General features: G+C 71.6%; 24 protein-coding genes. 15 read left to right on the top strand and 9 right to left on the bottom strand.

The window, feature by feature from the left end; genetic code table 11:
- Window positions 1-167: 167 nt before the first annotated feature.
- Genes ACQP1K_RS07720 through ACQP1K_RS07710 form a run of 3 tightly spaced genes read left to right on the top strand, consistent with a single transcriptional unit; the run spans window position 168 to window position 2,510 of the window.
- A complete protein-coding gene (locus tag ACQP1K_RS07720; protein WP_433501511.1) occupies window positions 168-953 on the top strand; it encodes a LamB/YcsF family protein in 786 nt (261 codons plus the stop codon).
- On the top strand, window positions 953-1,603 hold the full coding sequence (locus tag ACQP1K_RS07715; protein WP_433500186.1) for a 5-oxoprolinase subunit B family protein: 651 nt from the start codon (window positions 953-955) through the stop codon (window positions 1,601-1,603). Before ACQP1K_RS07720 ends, ACQP1K_RS07715 begins: the two co-directional genes overlap by 1 nt.
- Window positions 1,596-2,510 carry a biotin-dependent carboxyltransferase family protein gene (locus tag ACQP1K_RS07710; protein WP_433500185.1) on the top strand — a complete coding sequence of 305 codons (915 nt, stop codon included), beginning with the start codon at window positions 1,596-1,598 and terminating at the stop codon, window positions 2,508-2,510. Before ACQP1K_RS07715 ends, ACQP1K_RS07710 begins: the two co-directional genes overlap by 8 nt.
- Here ACQP1K_RS07710 and ACQP1K_RS07705 read toward each other — a convergent pair.
- Window positions 2,485-3,831, bottom strand: a complete 1,347-nt coding sequence (locus ACQP1K_RS07705) for an FGGY family carbohydrate kinase (RefSeq protein WP_433500184.1) — start codon at window positions 3,829-3,831, stop codon at window positions 2,485-2,487. The genes ACQP1K_RS07710 and ACQP1K_RS07705 overlap by 26 nt on opposite strands.
- A 4-nt stretch (window positions 3,832-3,835) precedes the next feature.
- Window positions 3,836-5,215 carry a GH1 family beta-glucosidase gene (locus ACQP1K_RS07700; protein ID WP_433500183.1) on the bottom strand — a complete coding sequence of 460 codons (1,380 nt, stop codon included), beginning with the start codon at window positions 5,213-5,215 and terminating at the stop codon, window positions 3,836-3,838.
- Between the two features lie 188 nt (window positions 5,216-5,403).
- On the opposite strand from ACQP1K_RS07700, the gene ACQP1K_RS07695 reads away from it, so the two are divergent.
- From ACQP1K_RS07695 to ACQP1K_RS07685, 3 genes are all read left to right on the top strand, one after another.
- Window positions 5,404-6,405 (top strand): LacI family DNA-binding transcriptional regulator, encoded by a 1,002-nt coding sequence (locus tag ACQP1K_RS07695; protein WP_433500182.1) that lies wholly within the window; start codon window positions 5,404-5,406, stop codon window positions 6,403-6,405.
- Window positions 6,406-6,468: 63 nt separating this feature from the next.
- Entirely contained in the window at window positions 6,469-7,173 is a 705-nt protein-coding gene (locus ACQP1K_RS07690; RefSeq protein ID WP_433500181.1) for a RibD family protein, read from the top strand.
- Complete coding sequence (locus tag ACQP1K_RS07685) at window positions 7,170-7,679, top strand: deaminase (RefSeq protein ID WP_433500180.1); 510 nt, start codon at window positions 7,170-7,172, stop codon at window positions 7,677-7,679. Before ACQP1K_RS07690 ends, ACQP1K_RS07685 begins: the two co-directional genes overlap by 4 nt.
- Window positions 7,680-7,767: 88 nt before the next feature.
- On the opposite strand, the gene ACQP1K_RS07680 is transcribed toward ACQP1K_RS07685, so the two are convergent.
- A complete protein-coding gene (locus tag ACQP1K_RS07680; protein WP_433500179.1) occupies window positions 7,768-8,718 on the bottom strand; it encodes an ROK family protein in 951 nt (316 codons plus the stop codon).
- Window positions 8,719-9,025: 307 nt separating this feature from the next.
- Between ACQP1K_RS07680 and ACQP1K_RS07675 the strand changes: the two genes are divergently transcribed.
- Both ACQP1K_RS07675 and ACQP1K_RS07670 read left to right on the top strand, forming a co-directional pair.
- Window positions 9,026-9,466 (top strand): MarR family winged helix-turn-helix transcriptional regulator, encoded by a 441-nt coding sequence (locus ACQP1K_RS07675; RefSeq protein WP_433500178.1) that lies wholly within the window; start codon window positions 9,026-9,028, stop codon window positions 9,464-9,466.
- A 74-nt stretch (window positions 9,467-9,540) separates the two neighbouring features.
- Window positions 9,541-10,746: a site-2 protease family protein gene (locus tag ACQP1K_RS07670; protein ID WP_433500177.1), complete on the top strand. Its 1,206-nt coding sequence runs from the start codon at window positions 9,541-9,543 to the stop codon at window positions 10,744-10,746.
- A 10-nt stretch (window positions 10,747-10,756) separates the two neighbouring features.
- Here the strand turns inward: ACQP1K_RS07670 and ACQP1K_RS07665 are convergent, their stop codons facing one another.
- A complete protein-coding gene (locus ACQP1K_RS07665; RefSeq protein ID WP_433500176.1) occupies window positions 10,757-10,954 on the bottom strand; it encodes a hypothetical protein in 198 nt (65 codons plus the stop codon).
- Window positions 10,955-11,346: 392 nt separating this feature from the next.
- Here ACQP1K_RS07665 and ACQP1K_RS07660 point away from each other — a divergent pair, with 392 nt between their 5' ends.
- From ACQP1K_RS07660 to ACQP1K_RS07640, 5 genes are all read left to right on the top strand, one after another.
- Window positions 11,347-11,949 carry a sigma-70 family RNA polymerase sigma factor gene (locus ACQP1K_RS07660; RefSeq protein WP_433500175.1) on the top strand — a complete coding sequence of 201 codons (603 nt, stop codon included), beginning with the start codon at window positions 11,347-11,349 and terminating at the stop codon, window positions 11,947-11,949.
- A gap of 623 nt (window positions 11,950-12,572) precedes the next feature.
- Window positions 12,573-13,706, top strand: coding sequence for an endonuclease domain-containing protein (locus ACQP1K_RS07655; RefSeq protein WP_433501510.1), 1,134 nt, complete (start codon window positions 12,573-12,575; stop codon window positions 13,704-13,706).
- Window positions 13,699-14,457, top strand: a complete 759-nt coding sequence (locus ACQP1K_RS07650) for a hypothetical protein (RefSeq protein WP_433500174.1) — start codon at window positions 13,699-13,701, stop codon at window positions 14,455-14,457. Before ACQP1K_RS07655 ends, ACQP1K_RS07650 begins: the two co-directional genes overlap by 8 nt.
- Window positions 14,454-17,735, top strand: a complete 3,282-nt coding sequence (locus ACQP1K_RS07645) for a helicase HerA domain-containing protein (protein ID WP_433500173.1) — start codon at window positions 14,454-14,456, stop codon at window positions 17,733-17,735. Before ACQP1K_RS07650 ends, ACQP1K_RS07645 begins: the two co-directional genes overlap by 4 nt.
- A gap of 288 nt (window positions 17,736-18,023) precedes the next feature.
- Window positions 18,024-18,200, top strand: a complete 177-nt coding sequence (locus ACQP1K_RS07640) for a hypothetical protein (protein ID WP_433500172.1) — start codon at window positions 18,024-18,026, stop codon at window positions 18,198-18,200.
- A 249-nt stretch (window positions 18,201-18,449) separates the two neighbouring features.
- Here the strand turns inward: ACQP1K_RS07640 and ACQP1K_RS07635 are convergent, their stop codons facing one another.
- Entirely contained in the window at window positions 18,450-19,217 is a 768-nt protein-coding gene (locus ACQP1K_RS07635) for a hypothetical protein (RefSeq protein ID WP_433500171.1), read from the bottom strand.
- A 320-nt stretch (window positions 19,218-19,537) separates the two neighbouring features.
- On the opposite strand from ACQP1K_RS07635, the gene ACQP1K_RS07630 reads away from it, so the two are divergent.
- Entirely contained in the window at window positions 19,538-19,885 is a 348-nt protein-coding gene (locus ACQP1K_RS07630; protein ID WP_433500170.1) for an SPW repeat domain-containing protein, read from the top strand.
- 157 nt (window positions 19,886-20,042) lie between these two features.
- Window positions 20,043-20,762, top strand: coding sequence for a Mut7-C RNAse domain-containing protein (locus tag ACQP1K_RS07625; RefSeq protein WP_433500169.1), 720 nt, complete (start codon window positions 20,043-20,045; stop codon window positions 20,760-20,762).
- On the opposite strand, the gene ACQP1K_RS07620 is transcribed toward ACQP1K_RS07625, so the two are convergent.
- The 4 genes from ACQP1K_RS07620 to ACQP1K_RS07605 all read right to left on the bottom strand — a co-directional run bounded on the left by ACQP1K_RS07620 (window position 20,687) and on the right by ACQP1K_RS07605 (window position 23,380).
- Entirely contained in the window at window positions 20,687-21,838 is a 1,152-nt protein-coding gene (locus ACQP1K_RS07620; RefSeq protein ID WP_433500168.1) for a glycosyltransferase family 9 protein, read from the bottom strand. The two genes, ACQP1K_RS07625 and ACQP1K_RS07620, sit on opposite strands and share 76 nt — an antisense overlap.
- Complete coding sequence (locus tag ACQP1K_RS07615) at window positions 21,829-22,509, bottom strand: SDR family oxidoreductase (protein WP_433500167.1); 681 nt, start codon at window positions 22,507-22,509, stop codon at window positions 21,829-21,831. The genes ACQP1K_RS07620 and ACQP1K_RS07615 overlap by 10 nt, the downstream gene beginning before the upstream one ends.
- A gap of 68 nt (window positions 22,510-22,577) precedes the next feature.
- Window positions 22,578-22,733 (bottom strand): hypothetical protein, encoded by a 156-nt coding sequence (locus tag ACQP1K_RS07610; protein WP_433500166.1) that lies wholly within the window; start codon window positions 22,731-22,733, stop codon window positions 22,578-22,580.
- A gap of 95 nt (window positions 22,734-22,828) precedes the next feature.
- The gene (locus ACQP1K_RS07605; protein WP_433500165.1) at window positions 22,829-23,380 is read right to left on the bottom strand and encodes a D-sedoheptulose-7-phosphate isomerase; all 552 of its coding nucleotides are present in this window, start codon (window positions 23,378-23,380) and stop codon (window positions 22,829-22,831) included.
- Window position 23,381 lies beyond the last annotated feature (1 nt).

The raw sequence follows: 23,381 nt of genomic DNA, 5'->3' as shown, positions 1-23,381 counted from the left end.
ACGAACGGTGAAGCCGCAGGTCGGGCGGCCTGCCTGCGAGCAACTACAAGATCACCCCCATGAGGGGGGTCGGGTCTGAACCACCCGCGTGCGGCCTTATGTTCTCCTTGGAGGCCAGTGCCGGCCGGGGATCGCGCGCTCGGGAGCTGATCATGTCGGATCATTCGGTGACCATCGACCTCAACTCGGATCTGGGTGAGGGTTTCGGCCAGTGGCGGCTCGGCGACGACGAGGCGCTGCTCTCGATCGTGACGAGCGCCAACGTGGCGTGCGGCTTCCACGCCGGAGACCCGACGATCATGCGGAGCGTGTGCGAGCTGGCGGCCGCACGCGGCGTCGCGATCGGGGCCCAGGTCAGCTACCGGGATCTGGGCGGGTTCGGGCGGCGGTTCATCGACGTCGCACCCGAGGAGCTCAGCAACGACATCGTCTACCAGCTCGGCTCGCTGGACGCGTTCGCCCGGCTGGCGGGCACCCGGGTGCGGTACGTCAAGCCGCACGGCGCGCTCTACAACGCGATCGTGCATCACGAGGAGCAGGCCGCCGCCGTGGTCGCCGCCGTACGCGCCTACGATCCCGCGCTGCCGGTGCTCGGGCTGCCCGGCTCGGCCTGGCTGCGCCGGGCGGAGAGCGCGGGGCTGGCCACGGTGACCGAATGCTTCGCCGACCGGGCGTACACGCCGCAGGGCACGCTGGTGCCGCGCGGCGCGCCCGGCGCGGTGCTGCACGACCCCGAGCAGGTGGCCGAGCGCTGCCTGCGCATGGTCAGGGGGGAGCCGATCGAGGCCGTCGACGGGACGCCGCTGCTCATCCGGGCTCAGTCGATCTGCGTGCACGGCGACAGTCCTGGCGCGGTGGAGATGGCCCGCAGGGTCAGCGAATCGCTCAAGGCGGGCGGGATCGGGCTGTCCCCGTTCAGCCGGCTCGCCGGGAAGTCCCGGGGAGAGCCGTGATGCCCGGCCTGCGGCGGTACGGCGAGGGCGCGCTGCTCGTGGAGCTCGACGGCCTGGCCGAGGTGATCGCGCTCTATGACGCACTCGCCGCCGATCCGCCGCGCGGGGTGACCGACATCGTGCCCGCCGCCGGGACGCTGCTGATCCGGTTCGAGCCGCCGGGAAGCCACACCGCCGTGGCCTCGGCCGTACGATCCGCCTGGGCCGCCTGGGCCGTACGATCCGGCGCCGATCGGGGAGCCGACGCCCCCGAGGTGACGATCCCCGTCGTCTACGACGGGGCCGACCTGGCCGCCGTGGCCGCGCACACCGGGCTCACGGAGAGCGAGGTCGTGGCCGCGCACACCGGCACGTCGTGGACCGTGGCGTTCTGCGGGTTCGCCCCGGGCTTCGGATATCTCGTCGGCGGGGATCCCCGGCTGGCCGTACCCCGCCGGGCCGAGTCGCGCGTGCGCGTCCCGGCCGGATCGGTGGCGCTGGCCGGGCAGTTCAGCGGCGTCTACCCGCGGGAGTCGCCCGGCGGCTGGCAGCTCATCGGGCGCACCGAGGCGGTGGTGTGGGACACCAGTACCGACCCGCCCGCGCTGCTGCGGCCGGGCGTCCGCGTGCGGTTCACCCAGGTGGGCGCCGCCGGAGCGCGACATGGCTGAGCTGGAGGTGCTCGCGACCGGGCCGCTGACCACGGTGCAGGACCTGGGCCGCCCGGGCCGGGCCCACCTCGGGGTGGGCAGATCGGGCGCGGCCGACCGGGGGGCGCTGCGGCTGGGCAACCGCCTGCTCGCCAACCCCGAGGGGGCCGCGGCTCTGGAGGTCACGCTGGGCGGGCTGCGCGTACGCGCCCGCGGCCACCTGGTCGTCGCGCTGACCGGCGCCCCCTGCCCGGCCACCGTCGTGGAGGCGTCGGGGCGCGGCAGGGTCATCGGCCACCAGTCGGTGGAACACCTGCCCGACGGGGCGACGCTGTGGCTCGGCGTGCCCGTACGCGGGCTGCGCACCTACCTCGCGGTGCGGGGCGGCCTGGCCGTCCCCGAGGTGCTGGGATCGCGGTCGACGGACACGCTCGCCGGTCTGGGCCCCGAGCGGCCGTCGCCGGGTTCGCTGCTGCCGGTCGGCCCGCCGCCGCCCGTCCATCCCACGGTCGATCTGGCCCCGCTGCCCTGGCCCGATCTCGGCGAGCTCGTGCTGGAGCTGCTGCCCGGCCCGCGGGACGACTGGTTCCGCCCGGGCGCGCTGCGGGCGCTGTGCGCCGAGCCGTACGAGGTGACGGCGGACAGCGACCGGGTGGGCATCCGGCTGCGCGGGCCGCGCCTGGAACGGCTGCGCGACGGCGAACTGCCCAGTGAGGGCATGGTCCCGGGAGCGCTTCAGGTGCCGCCCTCGGGCCGGCCGACGCTCTTCCTCGCCGACCATCCGGTCACCGGCGGCTATCCGGTGATCGCGGTGGTGCGCGACCGCGACGTGGACCGGGCGGCGCAGGCCCGCCCCGGCCAGCGCGTCCGGTTCCGCACGTCGGCCGCCGCGCGTACGGCGGCTACGTCGCGGCTCGACCCGCCATGACGGTCTCGGCGAGCCTGACGACGCCCATGGCCGAGGCCTCCGCCTCGGCTTCCGGCTCGACGGGTACGGCGAGCCGCAGCGCGAGGTTGCGCCGCCACCAGCCGGAGGCGGCCATCGCTCCCCCGCCGAGCACGACGGCGGCGGGCCGCTCGGGCAGCGCTTCCGCCAGTGTGCGCACCCCGGCGGCGATCTGCCCGCTCACGCCGTCGAGCAGCGCGGCGAGGATCTCGACCGGTCCCGTGCCGAGGGTCAGCCCGGAGATCGACCCGGTGGAGGCGGGCCGCGGCGGCCGGGCGCCCGCGAGATCCGGTACGGCCGTCAGCCCGTGCGGGGGGCCCTCGCCCCGTGCGACGAGCGCCGCCTCCACGTCGTCGGGCAGCAGCAGGGTCCGCCGCGCCCAGGCGAATACGTTGCCCCCGGCGGAGTAGGCGATGCCGGTCACCGCGAGGTCGTGGTCGACCAGGTAGCGCCAGCAACCGCCGGGCAGCGTGAAGGCTCCGGCGAGGGGATGCGCGACCCGGACGGCGGCGGAGGTCCCGACGGTGACCGAGATCCGATCGGGTCCCGCGCAGCCTCCGCCGACGGTGGCGGCCGCGCCGTCGCCGACGGCGGGCAGCCACGGCACGTCGCGCAGCGCGGGCCAGCGGCGCGCCCACCGCGAGTCCAGCGTGCCGGTCCAGCCCCGCGGCGCCAGCGGGGGCAGCCGATCCCCGGTCACGCCCGCAAGCGCCATGGCCTCGCCGTCCCAGCGCCCCGCCGCCAGATCGAGCAGACCGGTGCCCGAGGCCATCGAGACCGAGGCGGCCGGCTCCCCCAGCAGGCGGCGGGAGACGTACTCCGCCAGCCCGGCGAACGACCGGGACCGATCCCCACCGCCGAGCCGCTCCTCCAGCCAGGGGATGCGCACCGTCCAGTAGAGCGGGTGCCGCCAGGCGCCCGTGCGCCGGTGCAGCTCTCCCGCGGCCGGTATTTCCGCGTACGCCTCCCGGGCACGGGTGTCCGCCCAGGTCAGCAGCGGGGTGACCGGCCGGCCCGCGGCGTCGAGCGCGAGCAGCGAGTGCCACTGGCACGAGGTGGCCACCGCCCGGACGCCGTCGAGGTGGTCGTGCACCTCGTCCAGGCAGGCCATCAGGCCGTCGAGGTACTCGTCCGGATCGAGCTCGGCCCGGCCCGCGTCGTCCACGCCGAGCCGCACCTGCCTGCGGGCGAGCGCGACGACGCGACCGCACGCACCGGCGCCCTCCCAGACCACGGCCCGTGCCGACGACGTGCCGAGATCGAGCGCGAGGACCTTCACGCCGCCCTGCTTCCCCGGGGGCACGGGTTCATCCCCGGCTCCGGACGAATTCGCGCAGCCAGCGGAAGCTGGCCTTGGGCGTGCGGGCCTGGGTGTCGTAGTCCACGTGCACCAGGCCGAACCTGGCGGCGTACCCCCGCGCCCACTCGAAGTTGTCGATCAGTGACCAGCAGAAGTATCCCCTGATGTCCACGCCGTCGGTCATGGCCTGCCGGATCGCGGCCAGGTGGTCGCGCAGGTAGTCGATCCGCCCGGTGTCCTCCAGTGCCCCGTCGTCGCCGTAGCCGTTCTCGGTGATGTAGACGGGCGGCAGTTCCGGATAGCGCCGGACCAGACCGGTGAGGGTCTGATGGAGCCCCTCGGGCTCGACGACCCAGCCCAGGCCGCTGGTGCGCGCGCCCGGCGGCGTCACCGTACGGGTGCCCAGGTCGAAGGCGGAACGCAGCGCGGGGTCCGGCTGGTCGTACGGCGCGGCCGCCACGTGCAGCCGGTAGTAGTAGTTGACGCCGAGGAAGTCCAGCGGGGCGCCGATCAGCGCCAGGTCGCCGTCCCGCTGGAAGGCGAACCCACTGATCCGGCCGAAGACGTCGGCGAGGTCGGCCGGGTAGCGCCCGCCGAGCAACGGCTCGGTGAACTGCCGGTTGACCAGCAGGTCCATCCGGCGGGCCGCGTCGGCGTCGGCCGGGGAGGAGCTCGCCGGCACCGTGGGCGACATGTTGAGCGTGATGCCGATCCGCTGATCAGGCCGAGCCAGGGCGCGCAGCCGCGCCACCGCCAGGCCGTGCCCGAGCAGCAGGTGGTGGACGGCGGCCAGCGCGCCGTCGCCCTCGCGTGCTCCCGGCGCGTGGCGGCCCTCGCCGTACCCGACGATGGCCGAGCAGTAGGGCTCGTTGAGCGTGATCCAGCGCGAGACCCGGTCGCCGATCGCGTCGTGCACCGTCTCGGCGTAGTCGGCGAAGCGCTCGGCCGTGTCCCGCACCCGCCAGCCGCCGCGGTCCTCCAGCGCCTGGGGCAGATCCCAGTGGTAGAGGGTGACGAACGGCTCGATGCCGCGCTCGCGCAGCTCGTCCACGAGCCGCCGGTAGAAGTCCAACCCCCGCTGGTTGACCGCACCGCCGCCCTCGGGCAGCACCCGGGGCCAGGCCACGGAGAAGCGGTAGGCGCCGACCCCGAGATCGGCCATGAGGTCGACGTCCTCGCGCCATCGGTGGTAGTGATCGCAGGCGAATTCGCCGCTCTCGCCCCGCTCCACCGCCCCCGGCATCCGGCAGAAGGTGTCCCAGATCGAGGGCCCGCGGCCGTCGGCGTCGACCGCCCCCTCGATCTGGTAGGCCGCGGTGGCCGTCCCCCACACGAATCCCGCCGGGAACGCCTCCGGTACGGCCGTCTCTTCCTCGATCGCCGTCATATTTCGAACGCTCCAGACATGATCTTTCAAATCGACTTGCATCCCACCCGTCCATGGGCCGGGTGTCAAGTCACGGAAACATCAAGCAGCACGATTCCGGGAGAAGTATTGACAGCTTTCCCGCGCTGACGTACTTTAGCTGAAACCGGTTACATGAAACCGGTTTCAGACGAGGCGAGTGATGATCCGTGGCGACGATCAGAGAACTGGCCCACCTGTGCGGCGTGTCTCCCGCGACCGTCTCCCGGGTGTTCAACAACCCGGACGTGGTGAACGCCAAGACCAGGGAACAGGTCATGAGTACGGCCCAGCGCATCGGCTACCTGCCCAACGAGTCGGCCCGCACGCTGGCCACGAAGAAATCGTTCATGGTCGGCCTGGTCTGGGATACCGACCATCGCCGTCCCGGCTGGCGTCATCCGTTCTTCCAGGAAATCCTGATCGGTCTGAAAACCGCGCTCAGCGGGCGCGGATATCACCTGCTGCTGCTCGCCACGAGCGGCGAGAAAACACCCGACGCCTATCTGCACGCCGTCCGCAGGCACAACATCGACGGCGTGGTGTTGATCGACAGCGATAATTGGGATTCCTCGCTGCAGCGTCTTGCCGATTCCAGGGTCCCGTGCGTCTCTCTCGACCGTCCGGTGACGGGTTCCCGCACGACCTACGTCACCTCGGACAACGCGGGCGGGGCCCGCGTCGCCGTACGGCACCTGCACCGCCGGGGGCGCCGGACCATCGCCACGATCACCGGCCCGACCAGGACCGGGCCCGGAGCCGAGCGGCTGCGTGGCTACGTCGGCGAGCTGGGCCGGCTCGGCCTGCCGCACCGGCCGGAGCTCATCGTCGAGGGCGACTTCTACCTCAGCGGCGGCTATGCCGCGATGCGGCGGCTGCTGGACCTGGACGAGCGGCCGGACGCCGTTTTCGTGGCCGGGGACGCGATGGCCGTCGGCGCGCTGCGCGCGATCGGCGAAGCCGGCCTGAAGGTGCCCCACGACATCGCGCTGGTCGGCTTCGACGACCTCGAACTGGCCGCCCTGATGCAGCCCGGCCTCACCACGATCGCCCAGGACAAACCCGGCTTCGGCACCGCCGCGGCCGCCGCCGTGTTCGCCATGATCAACGGTGGCGCCACCCCGCCGCCGCGCACCCTCCCGACGACCCTGGTCGTCCGCGGATCCTCATAGACTCATCCCGGTGAGCGGACGACGGCGATCAGGCCAGGACGATCGGATCAAGGTGATCGGGCGATGGTGAGCGAGCGGCCGTACGTGCTGCTGAGCTGCGCGGCGTCCATCGACGGTTACATCGACGACGCGAACGCGAGCCGGCTTCTGCTGTCCAACGAGGCCGACTTCGACCGGGTGGACGAGGTGCGGGCCGGCTGCGACGCGATCCTGGTCGGCGCGAACACGATACGCAGGGACGATCCGCGGCTCCTCGTGCGTTCATCCGCCCGCCGCGCCGCAAGGGTGGCACGCGGCCTGTCCCCCACCCCGGTCAAGGTCACGATCACCGGGCGGGGAGACCTCGATCCGTCGGCCCGGTTCTTCGCGGCCGACGAAGCGGAAAAGATCGTCTATACCGCGTCGGCTGCCCTGGACAAGGCGCGTGAGCTGGTCGGCGCCGTCGCCGACGTGGTCGACGCCGGCGATCCCGTCGAGCTCTCCCGGCTGCTCGGCGATCTGGCCGGCCGGGGCGTCGGCAGGCTCATGGTGGAGGGCGGCGGCGCCACGCACACCCGTTTTCTCACCGCCGGTCTCGCCGACGAGCTGCACCTGGTCATCGCGCCGTTCTTCGTCGGAGACCACCGCGCGCCCAGGTTCGTGGGCGACGGCGTCTTCCCATGGGGCCCGGCGGCGGACATCGCGCATCGGGCCCGGCTCGCCGGCGTCGTCAAGATGGACGACGTCGTGCTGCTGCGTTACGCACTGTCCGGCAGGTGCCGGGCATGAGCCGGGTCGCGGGCCGGGGGTCCCCGTCTCCCGCCTCCGAAGCGGACCGGCGGTGGCTGCGCGAGGCGATCGAGCTGTCGCGCCGCTGCCCGCCGTCCGATACAGCGTACTCCGTCGGAGCGATCATCGTCGCGGGCGACGGCACGCGGCTGGCCGACGGCTACTCGCGTGACGTCGATCCCCGCTTCCACGCCGAGGAGTCGGCCCTCGCCGCCCTGGCCGGGTCCGGCGGGGGAAGCGCCGGCCTGGCGGATGCGACGATCTACAGCTCGCTCGAGCCGTGCAGCAGCCGCAGGTCCCGGCCGCGCACCTGCACGCAGCTGATCCTCGCTGCGGGCATCGGCCGGGTGGTGTTCGCGCTGCACGAGCCGCCGCTGCTGGCCGATTGTCACGGTGCCGAACTACTCGGGCAGGGCGGCGTCGAGGTCGTCGAGATCGCCGACATGGCGCGGCTCGTCCGCGACGTCAACGCACACCTGTTGCCGCCCGGTGCCGACGGCGGGTAGCCGTCCGGGGTCGCCGGGTTCCGGGTCCGGATGTCCGGTCCGGGTGTCCGGGTGTCCGGGTGTCCGGGTGTCCGGGAATCCAGAGACGTCAGGCGTCCGTACGGCCCCCGGGCGGCTCCCGCAGGATCAGCGCGGCGGCGCCGAGCAGGCCGGCGTCGCGCCCCAGGGAGGTGGGGTCCACGCGCAGGCGGCCGAGGAACCCGAGCCCGGCGTTCCGCGCGACCGCCCGCCTGAGCGGATCGAACAGGACCGCTCCCGCCGCGGCCACACCTCCACCCACGACCACGTGATCGAGGTCGAAGAGAGCCGCCGCGGTGAGGAACGCGGTCGCGAGCGCGTCCGCCGCGCGCTGGAACGCGCACCGGGCGACCTCCTCCCCCGCTGCCGCCGACACCGCCAGTTCCCTGGCGTCGGCGCCGTTCCAGCCGAGCGATCGGGCCCAGCGGACCATGCTCGGGCCGCTGGCCATCGTCTCGACGCATCCGGAGGCGCCGCAGGGACACGCCTCGCCCCCCGGATCGGCCACGATGTGGCCGATGTGTCCCGCGTTCCCCGTCGGGCCCAGGTACGGCACGCCGTCGAAGACGAAACCGCCGCCCACGCCGGTGGAGACGACCACGCCCAGCATGGCTCGGGCGCCGCCCTCCGGCAGGCCACGCCACCACTCCCCCAGCGCCATGCACTGGGCGTCCCCCGCGAGCCGCACCGGCCGTCCCGGCAGCATCCGGCCGAGCTCATCCGTCAGCGGGAAGTTCCGCCAGCTCGGAATGTTGACCGGACTGACCGTCCCCTTGTCCGGGTCGAGCGGGCCCGCCGAGCCCACGCCGATCCCGTCGAGACGGTCTCGCGGCACCCGCCGGAGGACCCGGTCCACCACCTCGGCGAGCGCCGCTCCGGCGCTTCGCGCTCCGTCGAGGGGCACCTCAGCGCGGGCCGTCATCGTGCCGTCGGCCCCGACCGCCGCCGCGGCGAACTTGGTGCCGCCGATGTCCACGGCGAGCACGTTCCGGTCTTCGTACGGCGAGCGGGGGGTGCGCACGTGCCCTCCTGAGGGACTTAACCGAATAAGTGCGCCGACCGTACGGTCCGGATGACAACGATGTCAACGGTGATGCCGAGGCGACCGCCGTCGGCTCGCCCTGCCCTGTCCGCCGCACATCTCGATCTCCGGCTCTTTCCCCTCTTTCCGCATCGGGTCGGGCCGCCCGTGCCGGGTCAGATCTCTCGGCCCCCTCCCCTCGTCCACCTGGGCGAACCACGGAATCACAGCGCAGGACGACGAGCTCGGCCGATGCCAAGCCACCGGGCAGCTAGAAGCAGTAAAAAGTCGGTATATCTTGACCGCCATGCCACCGTCTTTCAGGCCGTCGATCGGCCTGCAACTCATGAGCACCACCAAGGCCGTCAGCCGGGCGCTGGACAGCGCCCTGGCGGCGGAGGGGAGCTCACTGCCGATCTGGCTGATCATGATCTCGCTCAAGACCAGGCGCCTGAGCAACCAGCGCGAACTGGCCGAGGCGGTGGGAGTCCGGGGTGCGACACTGACCCATCACCTCAACACGATGGAGCATGAGGGCCTGCTGACCCGCCGCCGCGACCCGGCGAACCGCCGGGTGCATCTCGTGGAGCTCACCGAGAAGGGCGAGGCCACGTTCATCCGGCTCAGGAAGGCCGCCGGCGCCTTCGACCGACGCCTGCGCGCCGGGCTGAACGCGGAGGAGATCGCCGCCATAGAGCACGTGCTCGCGAAGCTGGACGACAACGTACGGCGTGGCCGGCCCACCTGACGGCCCCCTGCCGTGACCCGCGCATCCCCTCCGGAGATGTGGGTAGGAGGCCCGCAGCGGACCCAGGAGGGAACATGCGTTCGTCGATCCGTCTCGGCCGCATCGCCGGAGTCTCGGTCGGGCTCAACATCAGCGTGCTGGTCATCGTCGCGATCCTGGTGTTCGGGCTGGCGTTCGGGCGGTTCCCGATCGCCTTTCCCGGTTCGTCCCCGGCGGTCTACCTGCTGGCCGGTGTGGCGGCCGCCGTGCTGTTCCTCGCGTCGTTGCTGGCGCACGAGCTCGCGCACGCGGTGATGGCGAAACGGCACGGCATCGAGGTGTCCGGCATCACGCTCTGGCTTCTCGGCGGCGTGGCCGAGCTGCGCGGCGAGCCGCGTACACCCGGCGCCGACGTGCGGATCGCCGCCGTCGGCCCCGCGACCAGCCTGGCCGCCGGAGTGGTCTTCGGGCTGCTGACCTGGCTGACCTCGGCGGTCGGCGGCGCACCTCTACTCGCCGGGATGTTCGGCTACCTCGCCGTGGTCAACGTGCTCCTGGCCGTCTTCAACCTGATCCCGGCGGCGCCGCTGGACGGCGGCCGGGTGCTGCGCGCCGCACTGTGGGCGTGGCGGGGCGACCGCGTCAGTGCCGCGGTGACCGCCGCGCGAGCCGGCCGGACCTTCGGCTACTTCCTCATCGCGCTCGGCCTGCTCCAGGTCGTCTCCGGACTGGGTTTCCAAGGCCTGTGGCTCGCCCTGATCGGCATGTTCCTCGTCAACGTCGCCAGCGCCGAGGAGCAGCAGACACAGCTCGGCGCCGCGCTGCACGGCATCCGGGTCGGCGACGTGATGTCGGAGCGGCCCGTCACCGCCGATCCCGGCGAGACCGTGACGGACCTCGTCGAGCGAGTCGTGATGCGGCACCGGCTGTCCACCTATCCGCTGGTGGACGAGCACGGCGGCTTCGTCGGACTGGTGACGCTCAACCGGATCCGCGCGGTGGCCCCGCAGGCCCGGGCCACGACCCGCCTGCGCGACATCGCCTGTCCACCGGACGATGTGCCCCGGGCGCAAGCGGACGAGGCCCTCACCGACCTGCTGCCGAGGATGGGCGGCTGCGCCGACGGGAGGGCCGTGGTGCTCGATCCGGACGGCCGCCTGATCGGCCTGATCACGCCCAGCGACATCAGCCGGACGATCCAGACCGTCGACCTCCGCGCCGCCCAGCCGTACCCCGCGCCACGCGGCGCCGACCTCGCCCCACGCTACCCGGACCACACCGGTCACCGGGACGCCGCCTGACCCTCCGCGCTCAGGAGGTGCGGCGAGGGTCGTCGGCCGCGTATTCCTCGACGTCGTCGGGAGAGTCGGCGCCCGGGACGTGCCAGCCGGTCAGGTCGGCCTCGTCGGGGGACCATTCCGCGTCCGGGGACTGGGCCAGCGGATTCTGCCAGTCGGCCGGGATCTCTTCGCCGCCCGCACGTCGCGCGGACTCGGGATCGTGCGACATCGTGCCCTCCTCTGCCGGTCTCCGTCCGGACCCACTCCGGCTTCCGTCCGGCTCTTTCCGACCTCGGTCCGGTCGGTGTTCGGGTACGGCCGGGCGATGCCGGCCGCCGCCGCCCGGTGAGGTGCTGTTTTTTCGCGGTTCGTTCTCCACGGCACCGTTTGCCGCGATGCCGTTCTTCCCGATGGCCGTCCATCGCGGTGCCGTTCTTCGCGATAGCCGTTCTCCGCGCGCATACCCCCGCAATCCATCACCATGCAGAAAACACACTTTCCTTCACATGGGGCATATGCGTGATTTGCGGCAGTTCATCCCGTGTTGATGGAGGAACTGGGGGTAGGCGTCCCCTGTCCCCGCTGCGGGACGTTACGCGAGGGGCCGAGGGGGGTGACGAGGTGACGACCGCGGACGACCTGTCGATCGAGAAGCAGCGGCACCGATTCGAGCGGGACGCCCTGCCGTACCTCGACCAGATCTACGCCGGCGCCCTGAGGCTGTCCCGGAACCCCGCCGACGCTGAAGACCTCGTCCAGGAGGTCTTCGCCAGGGCCTTCTCCAACTTCCACCAGTTCCGGGAGGGCACCAACCTCAGGGCCTGGCTGTACCGGATCCTGACGAACACCTACATCAACACCTACCGCAAGCAGCAGCGGCAGCCGCAGCGCACGGCCGGGGAGGACATCGAGGACTGGCAGCTCGCCGAGGCCGCCTCCCACACCTCCGGTGGGCTCAGGTCGGCCGAGGCCGAGGCACTGGACGGCCTGCCGGACACCCGGGTGAAGCAGGCGCTCAACGAGGTGCCGGAGGACTTCCGGCTCGCCGTCTACCTGGCCGACGTCGAGGGCTTCAGCTACAAGGAGATCGCCCAGATCACGGGTGTCCCGATCGGGACCGTCATGTCCCGTCTGCACCGAGGCCGGCGGCAGCTCCGGCACAAGCTCGAAGACTACGCCGTCGAGCTCGGCATGATCCCGGCCGACGGCCCGCCCGGCGGGTAGCCGGACCATGTCCGGCCGCACAGCGGCGGGAGGTTCACCGGATCGCCCGGTCCGACAGGAAGGGATATTGCATCCCTCGGGACTTTTAAGACCATCAAATCCATATAAAGCCCATCGCGTTATCTCGCCCAGAACTCCCAGGGCGCGCCTGAACCCAGATCGCGTGCACCCGAAAGGCTCATGGCGTACCCGAAAGACTCATGGCGAACCCGAAAGGCTCATGACGAACCCGAAGCCCCCAGCGTCCGAAACCCATGGCGCGCGATTCCCCCAACCCCATGTTGTGATCTTGCAGTTTCTCGCAGGGAAGGGCGCCGACCTGCCCGTTCCCCATCCGTGATCTTGCAGAAACTCGCACACCGGCCCGCCGTCCAGGACGAACACCGTACGTGATCTTGCAGGCGCGTACGGCGAAGCCGGACACGGGAACCGACAGACGGCGAGTTTCCCGCAGGCTCGCCGGACGCCGGGATGGCGGGTCGAATGGGGGTGGGGTCGGACGATCCGGGCGGTAGCGGATATTTCACGATTCAACGGAAGTCGCTGCGGATCTTGCCGCTCGCGTATAACCTCTGCCGCGTCGAGGTTTCCCAGATCTCAAACGAGGAAGCGGCGTGGCGAGGATGTGGGCGCAGCTACCGATGGGTCGTGTCGTACGACTGGGCGGCGCGAGTGCCAAGGATGTCATGCTCGCCCTTGAGCCGCTGCCCGACGACGCCCCCGCGATCGTCACCTACAGTCCGCCCTCGGTCTCCTCGGTGAGCGAGCTGGTCACCACCCTGCTCGCCGAACTCGAAACAGCGGCCGTCGAACTCTTCCCCTCCTGGCTCCCGGGCGCGGAGGGCATCACCGGCTCCGGCGGCGCGAGCGTTCCCGCCGTACGCGCACTCGCGCTGCGTACGGCATCCGCCACCCGGCATTTCGCACCTTTCCTGGCGGACCTCGCCGAGCTCTCCCTTCGCGGCGAAATCCGCGGCGAAATCCGCGGCGAAATCCGCGGTGGAACCAGCGGTGGAACCAGCGGTGGAACCAGCGGCGAAATCGGTGGTGGAATCCGCGGGGGAGGGGGCCGCCGGAAGTTCCCACCCGAGGTACGCGCCACGGGTCTCGCCCGCGTCCTCGCCGCCGGCTTCCGCCGCGATCGAGCGGCGATCCTCATCCGCGTCCCCCAGGGGCTCTCCCCCATCGGCGAGAACGTGCTGGTCGCCGCATCCGAATGGCTGACCGATCACGGAGGCTTCGGCGTCTGGCTCACCGGCGCGCCGCTCGTCTCCGTCGACCGGGTCGCAACGGTCGTCCTCGACCTGCCCGTCTCGGGGAGCGCCCCCGGCACGGGCGCCCTCGCCTATCCGAGGGATCCGCTCGCCGTCCTGCGCTTTCCGGCCGTCGCCGGGATGCCGCATCCGGCGAGCCGGGCCGAGAAGTCCCTCGAGGCCGCGCTCGAGTCATGCCCCTGGGCGACCGGACGAGCCTGGAACCAGCCCTATCGGTCGTCCCCCCTCACCCCGTCCGTACGGATAGACCTGCTCTGGCACACCGAGCGCTGCGCGGTCGAGATCGACGGCCCGGAACATCGCGGCGAGGACGCCTACGAAGCGGACCGCCGCCGCGACGTACGGCTCCAACTGGACGGCTACGCCGTCCTCCGCTTCACGAACAAACAGATCATGAACGAGATGGACCTCGTTCTGAAGCAGCTCGAGCGGTTCCTGGAATCCCGCCGCTCTGGAACGTTCAAAGGATCGCACCATGTCTGAGCAGAAACTGTCGTCGTCCCAGACCGCCGTTTTGCTGGTCCTCATGGCCGAGGCCAGAGAGATCTCCAACCTCGAGCTGGGCGAACTCTACGACGTCACCCTCTCCGGGGTCGACCGAAAGAAGCTGAACGACCTCAAACTGGTCGAGAGCTGGAAGCAGGGCCGCGCGTTCGTCCATGTGCTGACCGACAGCGGCTGGGCGTACACGGCCGAACTGTTCCGCGAGGGCATGCAGGCCTCCGGCCGTCCGGCCGGGCGGGTGCTCGAGGCGGCGCTCCGCGCGATCGTGGCGAACCTCCCGCGCCACATGGGCCGGACCGAAAGCAGCCTCGCCGACCTCTTCGCCCGTGAGGAGGACGTCGTCCCGGCGGCCGTCGAGACCGCCGCCCCTGAAGCGTACGCTCCGGAGACTCCCGCCCTCGAGAGCGTCGCTCCCGTACCGAGCGGCGCTGCCGCAGCACCGGCCACGGACGCCCCCACCCTATCGGCGCAGGACATCGAGACCAGGATCCGGAAGGCGTACGCGCAGCTCGCCGGGGGGCCGAACGCGTGGGTCAGCCTGACCCTGCTGCGTCCGCTCCTGGGTGACGCTCCCCGGCACGAAGTCGACACGGCCCTCCGCCGGATGATCGGCATGCCCGACGTACGGATCGTCCCGTGGGAGAACCAGAAGACCCTCACTCAGACCGACCGTGACGCGGCGGTGGTCATCGGGGATCAGGCGAAGCACATGATTTTGATCGGGGCATGATGACGGACGGGAAACTGAAGGCCCTCGCCGCTCTGAGGTTCAACTACGCCCAGAGCGCGGCCGACGTCTGGCACCCCCTGCCGTTCCACGTCGAGGGTCTTCACCGGCGAACCGCGCAGGTCATCCTCGCCGGTCTGATCGAAGCGGAGGAGAGCACCGAGGCGAGCCCGATCGGCACGGTGCTGGCGGGCCAGCAGGGCGCAGGCAAGACACACCTGCTCGGCTGGATTCGCCAGAAGGTGCACGAGGAGGACGGCTACTTCCTCCTGGTCAGCCTGCTCGACGCGCGCGGTTTCTGGGAGAGTGTGCTGCTCTCCATGCTCGACAGCCTGTCCCGGCCCATGCCGCGCGCGGAGACCCAGCTCGGAGAACTGCTGTGGCGGCTGTGCGTGCTGGCGGAGGTGCCGCGCCAAATACGCCCGTCTCTGATGGGCGATGCCCCTCTTTCGCGAGAGCATGTCGATGCCTTCGTCCGGGCTCTTCGCGGCTACGACCGGAAGGTCGGCCGCGAGACCCAGGACACCGCGAGAGCGCTCGTGCTGCGCGCGGCCTGCGATCTGGCCGCGCAGGACGTCGGCGACGCCTACCTCACCTCCGCGCCCGAAGGAGAACCCGGCGAGCGCGCGCATTGGGGCTTCAGCACGATCACGAAGTCCCCGCAGGAGATCGTCAGGGATCTGTCCCGGTTGCTGGCGCTGACCGGCCCCTCCGTCATCGCCGTGGATCAGATCGACGTCCTCCTCGCCCAGTCGGCGATCACCATGACGGCGGAGAGAGACGATTCGTGGCAGCAGGCGCTGATACTGGAGCAGATCGCCGGTGGGCTGATGGCGCTTCGGGAGCAGACGGCCCGCACTCTGATCGTGCTTTCCTGTCTGCCCGCGTCGTGGACCGTGATCAAGTCACAGGCCACGGCCACCGTTCGGGACCGGTTCAAGGAGACGATGCCGCTCGGGACGATCCCGGACGCGGAGACCGGCCGTTCACTGATCGAGAAGCGGCTCGCCGCCCAGTACGGAAAGGCCGGGTTCGAGCCGCCGTACCCGACGTGGCCGGTGAAGCCGGAGGCGTTCGCCAACGCGTACGAGTACACCCCGCGTCAGTTGCTCATCCGGGTCGACGAGCACGTCCGGTCGTGCCTGGCGAACGGCCGGGTGACCGAGTTGGCGCGTCTCAACGACACCGAACCGGTCAAGGCCGGACCCGTGATCGACCTACCACCCGTCGACAAGCTCGACGAGTTGGACCGGCGGTTCGCGGAGTCGCGGAAGCGAGCGGACGTCGCGGCGGCCCTGGACCCCGCTACGGAGGACGCGGTGATGCCCGGACTGCTGTCCGCCGGCCTCACCGCCTGGATCGCCGAGCAGGACGAGGACAGGCGGGTGTTCAGCCTGGATCCTCCGCCGAGCGCCAAGCCTCCCCTGCACGCCCGCCTGCGCCGCAGTCTCGATGAGGCGCGGGAGGATGAGGCGCACTGGTGTTTCCGGGCGATCTCGGCGACGCATCACCTCGCCGCGCTGACCCGGCTGCGCAACGCGTCGGTGGCCGCCGGGCTGGACGCCGCTGTGCCCAAGCGCAGGCTGTTCGTGCTCAGAAACCGGAGCTGGGCGAGGGGTCCGGTCACCCAGGAGACCCTCGCCGCCTTCGAGCAGGCGGGCGGCCGGGTCCTCCCGATCGACGAGGAGGATCTGAAGATCTTCGCGGCGCTGCGCGACCTGCAGGCGGAGAACCCGCCGAACCTGCAGGCATGGCTGACCGCCAGAAGGCCGACGAACGAGGCGAAACTGTTCCGCGAGGCCCTCAGCGACGCATCGGCCGTTCCCGGTGCCCGTCCCGCCCTCGACGGCGTACGGTCCCCGACCGCGGGCGTACGGCACATGCCGCAGGACGTCCCGCCGTCGAACGACACCGGTACCGGCAGCAGCACCGGCCCCGGCCACCGGGTCGAGTCCCGACCCGCCCGGGCCGGCACCAGCGATGTCGTCGCGCCTCCGGCCGCGCCTTCCACCGGCGGAGACCTCCTGGCGGACCCCGTAGCCGATCCCGTACGGACCAGGCCGCGTATCACCGTCGGGGCGAGATTCGCCGACGGCGAGCCGGTGACCGTCGAGTTGGCGGCGCTCAGCAAGCACACGGCGATCTTCGCGGGGTCAGGATCGGGAAAGACCGTGCTGATCCGCCGCCTGGTGGAGGAGTGCACCCTGCGGGGCGTCTCCGCGATCGTGCTCGATCCCAACAACGACCTGGCCCGGCTGGGCGACCGGTGGCCGGAGCCGCCCTTGGCGTGGAGCGAGGGCGACGCGGCCAAGGCCGGTGCATATCTGGCGAACACCGAGGTGGTGATCTGGACTCCGGGACGGGTCGGCGGACGACCGCTGAGTTTCCAGCCGCTGCCCGACTTCGCGAGCGTGCTCGACGACACCGACGAGTTCAACGAGGCCGTGGAGACCGCCGTCGCGTCGCTCATCCCCCGGGCCAAGCTGGAAGGCACCTCCAGGAAGGCCCACCTCGGCCGGGCCGTGCTGCGCGAGGCCGTGAACTTCTACGGCCGTCGAGGCAGGACGGGTCTCAGGGGCCTGATCGACCTCCTGTCCGAGTTACCCGAAGATGTGAGCAGCATCGAGGGCTCGGACAAGATCGCGGCCGAGCTCGCCCAGGACCTCACCGCCGCCATGGTGAACGACCCGCTGTTCGGCGGCAGCGGCACCCCGGTGGATCCGGGTCTGCTGCTCACCCCCGCCGCCGGCAAACGGGCCCGCGTTTCGGTGATCAGTTTCGTCGGGCTGCCCTCGGACGTCCAGCGGCAGGGCTTCGTGAACCAACTCCAGATGGCGCTGTTCTCCTGGATCAAACGGCACCCGTCCGCCGACCTGGGCGGGCTGTTCGTGATGGACGAGGCGCAGACCTTCGCCCCGTCCGGGGCCACGACCGTGTGCACGCGCAGCACGCTCGCCCTCGCGGCACAGGCACGCAAGTACGGCCTGGGCCTGGTCTTCGCCACGCAGGCGCCCAAGGGGCTGCACAACCAGATCCCGGGGAACGCCACCACGCAGTTCTTCGGCCTGCTCAACGCCCCCTCCCAGATCACGGCGGCACGGGAGCTGGCCCGGGCCAAGGGCGGCGACGTCCCCGACGTGTCGAGGCTGCGGTCAGGTGAGTTCTACGTCGCGGTGGAGGGGGCGACCTTCCGGAAGGTGCGTACGCCCCTGTGCCTCAGTCACCACCCGGGCAGCCCACTGACCACCGAGGAGGTCATCACACGGGCGAACAGGACCTGAGACCGGGGTCGTGCCGCTGCCGTGCCGCCGACCTTCGCTACCGCAGCGTGCCGAAGGCAGCGGCGGTGGCAACGGCGATCATGGTGGAGAGCACCACCACGACCAGCACGGTCCCGAGGGGGTCGCGTCGCCGTTCGGGTCGGACGGCGGCCCGAACGGGCGCCCGATAGGCCGACACCCGCGGCGACCGCTCCGGAGACGGCCACGGAGACGGCCACGGAGACGGACTCGCGGCGGGCGTCGTCACCGGGCGCGATCGCTCGGGCTGAGCGGGAGCAGGAGGACGGGATGACGGGCCGGGTCCGGGCAACGGCGAAGGCGGCGGTGAAGGCTTCGACGAAGGCCTCGGCGACGGCTTCGGCGAGGGACGCGCTGAAGGTATCGGTGAAGGCGCTGGTGAAGGCGCTGGTGAGGGTGGTGGCACGCAGGTCCTCGTACGCCGGCCGAGCCGGAGCCGCAGGCTGACCACGGGTGGGAGGTCCGCGCAGATGACGACGTCGAGGCCGAGGACGGGTCCGTCCTGCCCCTTCCCGTCGTCCGGCGAGACCTGTGCCGTGACGGCCACCTCGCCGCGGTCCATCGGCGGTACGGCGGCGGCCGGTGTGATCACACCCGACGTGAGGGCGACCGGCGCGGCCACGGCCGCTCCCATCACCACCGCCCGCACCGCGGTCCGCGCCGCCGCCCAGGCGGGTGTTCCCGTCGATCTTGACGTCATCGGCCCGCCGCCAGGCGCTGGATCTCGTGCAGCACGCCGGTGAAGGCCTCCGGCCCGACCGCCAGCCCGCCCGTGAAGGCGTGCGAGATGCTCCAGGCCAGATAGACGCCGACGGCCAGCAGCACAGTCATAGTGATCAGCGGCACGAGTGCCGCTCCGCTGGGACGGGCGCCGGCGAGGAACGGGAAGAGGATGATCACTACACCGGTCACGATCGTCAGGGCGAGGACGGCCGGGGGCAGCGCGGCCGTGGCGTCCGCCGCACGCTGGCGCCGGGCTCCGGACAGGTCCCCGAGCCGTTCCAGCACCGCGCCCTTGACCTCCCGCGCCTCGTCGTCGGTCACCTGCAGAGCGGCCACCTGCGTCCGCAGCGCCTCCAGCCGTACATCACCCTTCGGACTGAGCCGCCCCTCCGCCATCAGCGGCCACTCCTTGTCGACGACGAAGTCCACGTAGTCGCGTACCGCCTGCTGGACCTGGAGGTCGGCGGGCGCGGGCAGTCCGGCAGCGGACCAGTACGCCTCGGCCGCCGCCTGAGCCTCGGCATAGGTGTTCTGCCGAGCGGAGTCTGAGATGGTCCACGGCACGACGATGGCGATGGCGAAGACCAGCAGGAACAGCGAGGACAGCATCGCCCCGGCGTGACCGGCCGAGGTGCCGCCCGGATCGCGGTCGTCAGCGCCGTGACCGAACCTACGGGACAAGAAGGCGGCGAGAGCCACCAGACCGACCGCCGCGATGACGGCGAACGCGCAGACCAGCATGACCATCCCCAGGTGTCCGGGCAGGAATTCAGTCGATTACATTCCGTTTCTTTTCCAACACGATACGTGTCCGACGGACGGCCGGTCGCCGGAACGCCGAAGAAGGCGTCGCGGCGGGGTCGGGTCACGGATCGGCAGCCGAACAGCGGCATTCGAACCACGGCGACCCAACGACCACACCGAGACGGCGACCGCCGGTTCCCCCACGGGCCCGCGGCCACCGTCGGTTAGGGAACCCTGACGTTGCGGAGTGTTGACCGGGCGGTCAATCAAGTGGACCTTCGAAGCAACGGGTCACCTCTCACGTTCGGAGGCTACGGATGGATCTCACGAGATCTCTGTCCGACATCGTCGCCCTGCTCGCGGGCTTGGTCTCGATCCTCGCCGCATTCTTCTGGGCGAGCGACGTCAGCGCGGCGGGCCAGCCGCTGCTCCTACTCGGGGCACTTCTCCTGGTGTCCGCCCTGTGGGCGATCCTCGGCGCCGGTGGGGCGAGTTCCTGGGTCACCGCGGCCTTCGGCGCCCTGCTGTTCGTATCGCCCTGGGCCTTCGGCTTCGACGGCGACGCCGCCGCGGCCTGGACCGCCTGGATCGCCGGCGGCGTCACGGTCGTGGTCGGCCTGCTGACCGCGATCCAGGCCCGCACCGGGGCGGCGGCGAACGCCTGATCGCCTCCCGCCGCGGCCCGGCCCGTCCTCGCCCTCCGGCGATCGACGGCCGGGCCGCACCGCCCGGCCTTCACCCTGTATTCCTCAGCCTGTACCGCCCCCGCCCGTACAGCTCGGCCCGTACTGCTCGGCCGGGCGATGCTGACATGCTGGACGGGTGGAACGGGCAGAGCTGTCCGTACGCTTCGCGTCGGAGCTGTGGATCTTCCTGCCACCCCGGCGCAGGCATGACGAACTGCGGATTCCCTACGACGGCACATCGTCGCTCGGGCACGTGATCGAGTCGGCGGGAGTGCCGCTGACCGAGGTCGGCGCACTCCTTGTAGGAGGCCGCCTGGTCGCTCCCTCGTACCGTCCCCGCCCCCGTGACCTGGTGGAGGTGCCGGGGGTGTCCCGGCCGCAGCCCATCCCGGCGGCCCGATTCGTCCTCGACGTCCATCTCGGTACCCTCGCCCGATGGCTACGGCTGGTGGGGGTGGACGTCGCCTACCGCAACGACCTCGACGACGACGCGCTGATCGCACAGGCGGGCGCAGAGCGCAGGGTGCTGCTCACCCAGGATCGCGGCATCCTGCGCCGCCGGGCGCTGTGGCTCGGCGCCCACGTACGCGGCACCCGGCCCCGCGAGCAGTTCCTCGACGTGCTCGACCGTTTCCGGCCCCAGCTCGCCCCATGGACGCGGTGCACCACGTGCAACGGCCCGCTGTCACCGGTCGGCAAGGGCGAGGTCGAGGCGGAGCTGCTGCCGGGAACGCGCCGCGCTTACGACACGTTCGCCCGCTGCCTCGCCTGCGGCCGGGTCTACTGGCGAGGCGCGCACGGCGGCAGGCTGGCGGAGATCGTCGAGATCGCCTCCCGTGCGCTGTCCACCGGTTGACGCCGCTCTCGACGATCATCCGGCCGGGTCCGCAGCAGCTCGTGGGCGGCGTCGAGGACCTCGCCGACACCTATCTCCAGCAGTCCCTCCGACGGACGATCGTCGTACGGATCACCGGTCCGCCCGGCCCACAGCGTGACATGCGGATGCCAGGAGGGCGGCCCCCACAGGGCGGGCGAGACCGGACCGTAGATCACGGCCGACGGCGTGCCCACCGCCGTCGCGAGGTGGGACATTCCGGTGTCACCGCAGATCACCAGCTTGGCACCGGCGGTGAGCGCGGCCAGCTCCCGCAGATCCGTACGGCCGGCCAGCACATGCGCCGTCGGCAGCGCGGCGAGCACCGCCACCTGGCGGGCGAGAGCGATCTCCGCCGGCCCTCCCGTGATCACGACGTGGTGGCCGTGGCCGCTCAGGTCCGCGGCCACCTCGGCGAACCGTTCCGGGGGCCACTCCTTGGCCCGATATCCGGCTCCCGGGTGGATGACGACGACCTCGGTCTCCCCCCACCGGCCGGGGTCGCGCAGCGCGAGATCTCCCGGATCCGTGGCGATGCCGTACCACTCGAGCATCTCGCACCAGCGCCGCACCTCGTGGACCTCGGGCCGCCAGGGTGGCCCCGCCACGCCGGGCAGGGCGGGATGCGCGTGGGTCAGGAGCCGCCGGGCCCGGCGCAGCGCGACGACACTCTGCGGTCCACTGCCGTGCAGATTGACGGCGATATCCACCAATCCGGTCAAACCGCACGCCACCGTACCCACCGGCACCGCACCCACAGGCACTGCATCCACCGGCACTGCACCCATCGACACCGTACCCATCGACACCGGGCCCGGCCCGGACACGTCGATCAGGTCGTCGACCGCGCCGATCAGCGGCAGCAGATCGCCCAGATGCGCGGGCGCGGCCAACACGATCCGGTGCTCCGGATAGGCACGCCGCAGGGCGCGCAGCGCCGGAACCGCGGTCAGCAGGTCACCCAGCCCCAGCCCGCGCAGCACCAGGAGCACGGGACGCCCCCCGGTCTCCGCACGACCGCCGTCCATACGATCGCTCTCCGCACGGCTCAGGGCCACGACGTCTCCGTGGAGGCGCAGACGACCAGTTCCCGCACCTCGCAGCCCCCGGGCCGGCCGAGCGCGAAGACGACGGCCGCCGCCACGTCCTCGGGCCGGCTGAGCTTCGCGTCGGGCCCCGGCCGATACTTCTCCTCCCGCCCCTCGAAGAAGTTCGTGTGCATGCCGCCCGGGATCAGCAGCGTCACTCCCACCTGGCCGGCGAGCTCGGCGGCCAGCGCCCGGGTGAACCCGACCACGCCGAACTTGGCCGCGCAGTAGGCCGTCGCGTCGCTCACCGCGCGTACCCCCAGGGTGGAGGCGACCGTGACCACCGTGCCCGCGGTCTCGCGCAGGTACGGCAGCGCCGCCCGGATCACCGAAGCCGTGCCGAGAAGGTTGACGGCGATCACCCGTTCCCAGTCCGCCGCCGGGATGTCCTCAAGACGCCCGCACGCGTCGATTCCCGCGGCGGTCACCACACCGTCGAGCCCGCCGGCACGCTCCGCGAGCTCACGGACCGCGCGCTCGGCCTGCCCCCGGTCGGCGAGGTCGGCACGCATGTGATCCACTTCAGCGTCCGGCTCGTTCACATCGATCACCAACGGGCGGCCGCCTTCCTTGGTGACGGCGAGCGCGGTCGCCCGCCCGAGGCCGGAGGCGCCACCGGTGATCAGAATGTTTCCCGGCATCGATCAAGTCCCTTTCCTCGGTGTGACAGGTGATATAGGGAACGCGGAGCGAAGGATCAGCGAGAACGTCAGGAGACGGCCGGAGCGGCGGCGATCGGTCCGGTGGTGGAATATCCGGGGACGCTCGGCAGGATCACGACCTCGCCATCCGCCCGGCGGACGACCTCCGCCTCGGGCATCGCCCGTTCTGTGCAGTCGCCGCCCGTCACCCGCACATCGGACACAGCCTCTCGATCACTCTGGACGGGGTCTCCGCTCCGAAGAGCGTGTCGCGTCGCCCCGTCATGTCGCCGGCCGTGTCGCCGGCCGTGTCGTCCGTTCACGCGCACGCCTTCTCGATCACGTCGCACAGCATGTGGATCACGGTCAGGTGCACCTCCTGCACGGTCGCCGTGTCGGACGCGGGAACGGCGATGGCCTCGTCGCACATCTCGGTCAGCGGGTTGGGCGCCGGTCCGGTCAGCGCCCAGGTCGTGAGGCCGCATCCGCGCGCCATGTCGGCGGCGGCGAGCACGTTGCGGCTGGTCCCGCTGGTCGACAGGCACATCAGGACGTCCCCGGGCCTGCCGTGCGCGTGCACCTGCCGGGCGAACACCTCGTCCGGCCCGAAGTCGTTCCCGATCGCGGTGACGGCGGAGGTGTCGCCGTGCAGCGGGATCGCGGCATAGGGCCGCCGGTCGGTCCGATAACGCCCCACCAGCTCCGCCGTGAGGTGCTGGGCCTCCGCCGCCGACCCCCCGTTGCCGCAGGCCAGCAGCCGCCCGCCCTCGATCAGAACGCCGGCGAGCTTGCACCCCCACGCGTGGATCCTGGGTGTGTCCGGATCCACCGCCGTAAGGGCGGTCCTCAGCCGGGCCAGATGAGGATGCATC

The sequence above is a fragment of the Sphaerimonospora sp. CA-214678 genome (genome assembly GCF_050942215.1).
GTDB lineage: Bacteria > Actinomycetota > Actinomycetes > Streptosporangiales > Streptosporangiaceae > Sphaerimonospora.
Note: the sequence above shows the minus strand (reverse complement) of the source record. Positions and strands in the feature narration are given on the sequence as shown.